The sequence below is a fragment of the Mycolicibacter acidiphilus genome (genome assembly GCF_018455725.1).
Classification (GTDB): Bacteria; Actinomycetota; Actinomycetes; order Mycobacteriales; family Mycobacteriaceae; genus Mycobacterium; species Mycobacterium acidiphilum.
This window is the reverse complement of record NZ_JAHCLR010000094.1, coordinates 1-6,868: the sequence shown is the minus strand read 5'-3', so window position 1 is coordinate 6,868 and position 6,868 is coordinate 1. Positions and strand designations below refer to the sequence as shown.

Annotated in this window: 6 protein-coding genes; 4 read left to right on the top strand and 2 right to left on the bottom strand. The window is 61.7% G+C overall.

The features are described 5' to 3' along the window. Positions 1–99: 99 nt before the first annotated feature. Positions 100–693, bottom strand: a complete 594-nt coding sequence (locus KIH27_RS21810) for a recombinase family protein (protein WP_214095052.1) — start codon at positions 691–693, stop codon at positions 100–102. Between the two features lie 385 nt (positions 694–1,078). Between KIH27_RS21810 and KIH27_RS21805 the strand changes: the two genes are divergently transcribed. The 4 genes from KIH27_RS21805 to KIH27_RS21790 all read left to right on the top strand — a co-directional run bounded on the left by KIH27_RS21805 (position 1,079) and on the right by KIH27_RS21790 (position 3,738). Then, the gene (locus KIH27_RS21805) at positions 1,079–1,792 is read left to right on the top strand and encodes a hypothetical protein (RefSeq protein ID WP_214095051.1); all 714 of its coding nucleotides are present in this window, start codon (positions 1,079–1,081) and stop codon (positions 1,790–1,792) included. A 155-nt stretch (positions 1,793–1,947) separates the two neighbouring features. Beyond that, a complete protein-coding gene (locus tag KIH27_RS21800) occupies positions 1,948–2,376 on the top strand; it encodes a hypothetical protein (protein ID WP_214095050.1) in 429 nt (142 codons plus the stop codon). A gap of 392 nt (positions 2,377–2,768) precedes the next feature. Continuing rightward, positions 2,769–2,978, top strand: a complete 210-nt coding sequence (locus tag KIH27_RS21795; RefSeq protein ID WP_214095049.1) for a hypothetical protein — start codon at positions 2,769–2,771, stop codon at positions 2,976–2,978. Between the two features lie 100 nt (positions 2,979–3,078). Beyond that, complete coding sequence (locus KIH27_RS21790; protein ID WP_214095048.1) at positions 3,079–3,738, top strand: chymotrypsin family serine protease; 660 nt, start codon at positions 3,079–3,081, stop codon at positions 3,736–3,738. Positions 3,739–3,827: 89 nt separating this feature from the next. Here KIH27_RS21790 and KIH27_RS21785 read toward each other — a convergent pair whose 3' ends face one another. Further along, entirely contained in the window at positions 3,828–6,785 is a 2,958-nt protein-coding gene (locus KIH27_RS21785; RefSeq protein WP_214095047.1) for a Tn3 family transposase, read from the bottom strand. Positions 6,786–6,868: the final 83 nt, after the last annotated feature.

Below are 6,868 nucleotides of genomic sequence, written 5' to 3'. Positions count from 1 at the left end.
GGGGTGCTGGTAAGGATCGTGTCACCGGGTACAAACCAGGCGGGGTTGGGCGGGGTGCGGTGACGCTCATGTTCCGGTTCTCTTGATGCGCCAAGGTGCTCAACGTGTTTCGAGAGCGGGTTCGCGTTGGAGGGTGCGGTACACGGTGGGTCGGGAGATTTTGAACAGTTCGGCGAGGTCGGTGATGGTGTAGTCGCCGGTGTCGTGCATGCGACGCAGCTCGGTGCGCTGTTTGGGTGACAGTTTGGGTTGGCGTCCCTTCAATCGGCCTTTGGCGCGGGCGATGGCCATGCCTTCGCGGGTCCGGGCGCGCAGGAGGTCGACTTCGAATTCGGCGAAGGCGGCCAGAATGTTGAAGAACATCTTGCCCATCGGGTCGTCTGGGTCATAGACCTGCCCGCCCAGGGAGAGTTTGATGCCGCGGGTGGCCAGGTCGTCGCTGATGGCGCGGGCGTCGGGTACTGAGCGGGCGAGCCGGTCGAGTTTGGACACCACCAGGGTGTCGCCGGTACGGACGGCGGCCAGGGCCTGGTCGAGTCCGGGGCGGGCGCGGTTGGTGCCGGTGTAGCCGTGATCGAGGTACATCCGGTCTTCCGCGACGCCGAGTTCAGCGAGTCGCTGGCGTTGGGCGGTGAGGTCTTGGGCGTCGGTGGAGCACCGTGCGTACCCGATCACAACCCCGTCGTCGGCCACGATCCGACTGTAACGAATACCCACCTGTCACTGAGAAACAATTCGTACCGGGCATCTGAGAATCTCGTGGTTGGCGATGCGCCTGGTTGCGGCGCTGTCACTGAGTCTAGGTGGGGTGGTGGCGTGGTGTCCGGTTGGGGTTCGGCAAGCGGACGCCGTGGGATGGCGTTCCCATTCAGGAGGGACGACGCCCGGTGGGGCCGGTTGAGCCAGTTCGGCGTCGATGACGGTGGCGCTGGTGCGGCCAAGCCGATGGGGTCGGATTGGTCCAGGGAGTAGCCGAGGCACGTTGGTGCCTTCCGGGCCTGGTCGGATCGCCGGATCGCAGCCTATGATCGAGGCTCCTCGACCATGTGGGCGGGGCTGTGAACGTAGGGGCTTTTGCATGTTGGTTGTGCGTCAGGTCGGTACCGGTATTGGTTTGACCGGGGCAGCGATGGCTGCCGCGGCGATGATCGGGCTGGGCGCCGCTCATGCCGCCCCGGCCGGCGATGTTGTCGAGGTTGTCCCCAGCGGCGCCGATGCCGGGTCGGGGGCAGGCGCGCTGGGGCCATACGTCACGATGTGGGACCAAGCGGCACAGCAGGCGCTCGCGTCTGGCAGCCCCGCCGACTTGCTGACCACCGCCACCACCAATTTCACCGACGCTGGCAACGTGTTCAGCGGAGTCGACGTGTCCGGCCTGTCGGGTCAGGTGCAACAAAACGCGACTGCGCTCATCGACAGCCAGACGAAGATAGTTGGCAGCGTTGTGAACTACTTGGACGACCACGTGGGTCCAGCCGAAAGCGCCATCTCGGCACACTCCGGTTCGTTGTCATCTCTGGCCGATCAACTGTTCCTAGACCCACTTAACCAGCAGTGGATCGATGCTGGTGAGGCTCTGCTCAATGCGGGTCACGCATTCGACACCGCAGTCACCGATGGTTCAACAGCCGACATGGGATCGGCGCTGCTTCAGACGTTTGGCGTTGACCTCTTCCAAATCGTCCCCACTATTTTTGAGTCCATCCCTGTTTTGTCGTTGGGGGGCGTGCTCGGTGATGCCGCAGGTGATGCCGCCGCCGTAACACCGGATCTGCTTGACTTCCCATTTTAATATGGGTGGGCAGCTTTAGCCGCCAATCAATGTAGACGCCGCCGGCCGAGCGCTGGAACGCCAGCTGACGCAGCCCATTAATTCATGGGAATTGCTAGTACGTTCACAGTTATGTGGTGTTGACAGTCGGTAACTACCGACGCTACGGTCATCCCATGACTGCACCTCGCACACCTGCACAAAGACAGGCTATAGAGACTCTCCAAGGCATCGCAGCTCGAAATCGCGTACTACACCAAGAATTACGGAGCGCGATTAGTCGCTTTGACAGGAATCGGCTGGGTAAACGGTTACAGGCCCGACCTTCCGGGGAGCAAGACACGCAACTGTCACCTCAACTGCGTGAGCAGTTTCCGGAATTCGCCAAAAATATCGATAACCTCAGAGCCGCGTATCAAAAATTTGAACAGCGGCTCGCGGAAGCCAGGTCCAAGCCGATTCCTCCTCCCAAAAAGATCGCAAAGATCGGCGTGGTCGACCCTGCTCGACTTCAAACGTTCGCTAACAACGCTGCCCAGCGTAATGAGGTACTAGCGAGCAAAGTTCAAGCGGTCATCAGAAGCCTACAAAATATCCAGGGATAGCGCCCCGCCCGGCGGCGTCGCCTGAAGGAATCATCTAAGTCAATAAAAGCCGTACAACTGACAGTTAGGATTAGATGGCAATGGCTACGTCAACACAGCAACTAGGTGATGAAATATGCAGCCTGATAGAAACCGGGGCCAACGACCTCGCTGCAGATGTGGTCGAACTGACTAATATCATTCATGAATTGGATGACGACGGTATAATCTCGGCTGCCGTAGGGGCTATCGTCATAGCGGCGGGAGTCGCAATCGATATAGTCGCGGACGGGTTGGCGCTGTGCGCCGAAATACCTAAGTAACAATTCTGTTGTGAACGGGTCCGAACCACGCTCACGCATTGCGCAAAAAATCAACAATCGTCGCGGGTCTATACACTAAGGGTTATTAAGATGGCTGATGTATCTACTGAATGTCAGGGCGCATTGAACGCTCTCAACAGCCTTTGGGCTGCAACAGCTTCTCTTGCGGAACTTCTAACTACGATAGTGATCGACGAACTGATATCCGAAGCTCCCGAACTCGGCGATTTGATACCCGGCATCAAAGACTTGGTTGAAAACGCGATCGCATGCGCAGAATCAGTTGCAGGGGCGGTTTGATATCCAGACCGTAAGGCCCGACGAGCGAAGTCAGCTAGGTCTAGGCATAAGGGTCTGTAGGCACTGGCGATTCGTATCGGGTGTGGCCGTCGTTGCGGCGATGCTGATCGAGGTTATTTGGCCGAACGTTACCGCCTGGGCCGATGAGAAAGTCTCTCTTGGGGGCGGTGCTGGTATTTTGGTTGGCGATAACCATTGCACACTGACGACCGTCGGTCATGACAACACCGGTGAGTTGGTGGGCTTCACCAGTTCCCACTGTGGCGGACCGGGTGCGCCGGTGATTGCCGAGGGAACGGATACCACCGTGGGAACCGTTGTGGCAGCCAAAGGCGTCAACGGCGATCTCGTCTACGAGGTAATCAAGCTCGATTCAGCGAAAGTGATCCCACTGGCAAACTTCTCGGGATTTGCGATCAACGGCATAGGCCCCGAGCCTCAGTACAGCCAGCCGGCCTGCCAGCAGGGCGCTGTCACGGGGTTCACATGCGGCACCATTGGCGGCCGAACTGGTGACCCTAGGGTCGTGAACGTGGATCGGTTACCCTTTCAGTCAGGTGATGACGGCGCACCGGTAACTGTTGATGGCTTTCTCGTCGGTATGGCAAGCAACGGTTACATGCACAGGGTTTTCTGGGCACCTTCAGTCGTCCCATTCGAGGAGTACCCCAGAGTGAAGATGATCTATTTCAGCGCTATCCTCGATGACGTGAACGCCAGCGGCGGCGCCGGTTCTGGATTCACACCGATCCCGGCTTGAGTCCCAGACTGGACCAGATAACCTGCCACGATGACCGGCGCTACCCGGGCGGCGGTTGCGAAGTTTTGGCCAGCGGTGCAGGCAAATCCTCATCTGGACGGTGGTCCACTCAGTGCGAGGCGGGTGTTCATGTCGAGTTTGACTTCGCCGTAGGGCAGCACGTGTGACCAGAACAGTGGGGTCAGGCCGCGTTCGTCCTCGGCGGTGAGGGTGCCGTCCCAGTCGGGGTCGGTGAGCACGTCTTGGATCATGAGCACGTTGACGTAGACCATCGCCGCTTGGCAGATCCGCAGGCACAGGACGCTCATCTCCTGTTCGTCGCGCCGGTTGGAGGCCAGTTCGGCGTTTTTGCCGTAGAAGATGATCGAGTTGGCGCGGTTCCACGACTCGATGACGTTGAGCCCGTCGTTGATCTCGCGTTGCAGCTCGCGTGAGCGCAGGTAGCGGGCCAAGAACACCGTCTTTTGCGCTCGGCCCAGCTCGATCATCGCCTGATAGGTTGGGTGGGCGGCGTTGGCCTTCATGAACCGCCGCAAGATCGCCTCGGTGGAAGCGGTCCCGGTGCGGATCGCGGTGGCGTATTTGAGCATCTGGTCGTATTGTTCGGCGATTTTCGTCCAGTTGATCGGCCGGGTCAGCGCCGGTTTGAGTCCCGGCCACGCCTCGGCCTCGCCGGTGGTGGGCCGGTAGAGCTTGACCTTGTTGATGCGCTTGATCCGGGGCAGCAGATCGAATCCGAGCAGTTTGGTGATGCCGAACCCGATCTCGGATTGGCCGTGGGTGTCTACATAGTTGGCTTCCACCGCCATGTCGGTGCCGTGGTGGATGGCGCCGTCGACCATTGCGTGCACCTCGGAGGCCGAGCAGTTGAGCAGCTGGGAGTGGATGGCCACCGAGCCTTTTTCCACGCTCCAGTAGATGAGCACGCCGCGGCGACCGTAGCGCGAGTGGTGCTCGGTGAAGATGTTCTGGTCGAACGCCCCGAAATGTGTGGAATCCGATGCGATCGCAGTCGAGGACTCGCCCCAGATCGCGGTGCGCCGGGCGCCGAAGGTGGCGTTGGCGATCTCGATGGCGATCCGCCGCGCCGCCTCGACGGTCAGGTAGCGGCGGCGGGTGTAGCGGATCTCGTCCTCATCGTGCCCGTGGGCGCCGCCGGCGACCGCGCGAAGGCCAGTGTTGGTGCCATAGCCATAGATCGCCAGCAACAGCCGTTCAGCGAGCACGCTTTCGGGCAGGGTGCCGCGGTCGGCGACCGAGGTGACCGCGCGCAGACAGTCAGTGCGCAGCACCGTCTCCTTGAGGATGTCGATCAACGGCACCGCACCCCAGCGAGTGCGGATCTCGGTTTTCAGCCGGCGCAGGTTGCGGGGCTCGGCCACCGGTGGCAGCGGTGTCAACTTGATCGCACCTTGGCGGCGATCAGCGATCTGCAGCCAACCGCAGTCGGGCAGCGCGGCGTGCAGGGCGTCGAGTTCGGTGTGCATCTGCTCGCGCAGCTCGTCGATGAACTCGCGGGGGTCCAACGGTTTACGCAGCGCCTGGTAGTGCTCGATACGGTGTTGCTCGAAGTCGACCGGCAGGTCTTGGGCTGGGTTGCGCCACTTGTCGGCACCTGCCACCCAGATTTCCTTGCACCGCAGCTGATCTCGCAACACCTGGAACGTACAGATCTCATAGACCATCCGCACCACTCGCCGATGCCCGCGCTTGTCGGATTGATGAATCAACTCCGCCCAGTCACCCGAGAGACCCCGATGCGCCGGGACCGGTTCATCGCCGGGGTAGTAGCGCAGGTTCCCGGTGTTGGCGTAGCGGCCGATCAGTTCCAGTGCGTCGAGCACCGGCCGGTGTGCGGTGTTGTTGGAACGAAACTCCAGCACCGACAGCAGCTTGATCAGCCCGGCCCGGTAGTGGTTGGTGTAGGAGGCGCGCAGGGTGGCCTTCACGGTGCGTTGATAGGTCGGCCCCGACGTTTTGAACTCGGCCACCAGATCAGCCAGCACCGCTGGTGGTGCGACCGGATACACCGTGTCGCGCACCAGCTTGTCGCCGGCGTCGACGGTGGCCTCGGCGACCCGAAACAGCAGATTCTCCTTGCCGGTGACCCGCTTGAACTCCTTGATCAACTCGTTGGTGACCCGTACCTCGGCACGCGCGTTGATCCGATGCACCGTCGAGCACAACAGCTCCACCAAGGTGTCGGTGATCTCACGTTGCCGGCAAAACAACAGAGCCGACAGCAGTGTCAGCTTCACCGGTAACGGGTGCTCACGCAGGTGCGACGGCGACTCCACCGCCACCCGACCGCGCCAGCCGGCCACGACCTTCGGCGCCACATCGGCGAAAACATCCGCGCTGACTTCGACCGCGCGCACCGCCTCCAGCTTGGCGATCTCCACCAGCATCGTGTTGAGGCTGACATTGCCCGGATCGGATCGGATCGCGGCCAACACCGCCGCACCATCGTCGATGTCCTCGTTCTCGCCACCATCAGCCTCGATCAGCGCGAGCAGTCGCTGCCGCTGCGGCGCGGCCAGTCGCGATGCCACCCGATCGAACAGCACGTCCTCACCGCGGCTTAGCGTCGACCGCACGATCCGATCGACTCGCCGCGCAGTCGGTGGCTCCACCCGCCGCCTGCGGCATTCACCCAGCAGCTGCCCGCGCACCCGCTCGGCGCTGCGCTCGACCTGGGTGACATGTTCGACCAACCAGCTGGTCAACGCCTCGGCGTCGCCAACCGTGCACTCCCGGAAACCCAGCGCCTGACGGATCTGGGTGCGATGAAACTTGCTGGTACGGCCCGTCCACTCATAAAACGCGATCTCGGTCGGCTCCACCTCGACCTGACGGGCCACGTAGTCAACGGCGGCATCGGGGATCTCTGAACGGCCACGCGGGAAGCGGCCCCGTTCGGTGTAGAACCGCAGTAGCAGCGCAAAGCCCAACCTCGTCGCCCCACGCTTGCCCGCGACCAGCGCAACCTCGTCAGCGACGAGCGTCCAGCAGTCGATCAGCTCATCCTGGTCAACCTCGCGGGCCACCCCGCAGAAGCTACCGCCACAGCCCACCCGCCACGCCGGAAACGCCGTTTGTACCTGGTGACACGATCCTTACCGACACCCCT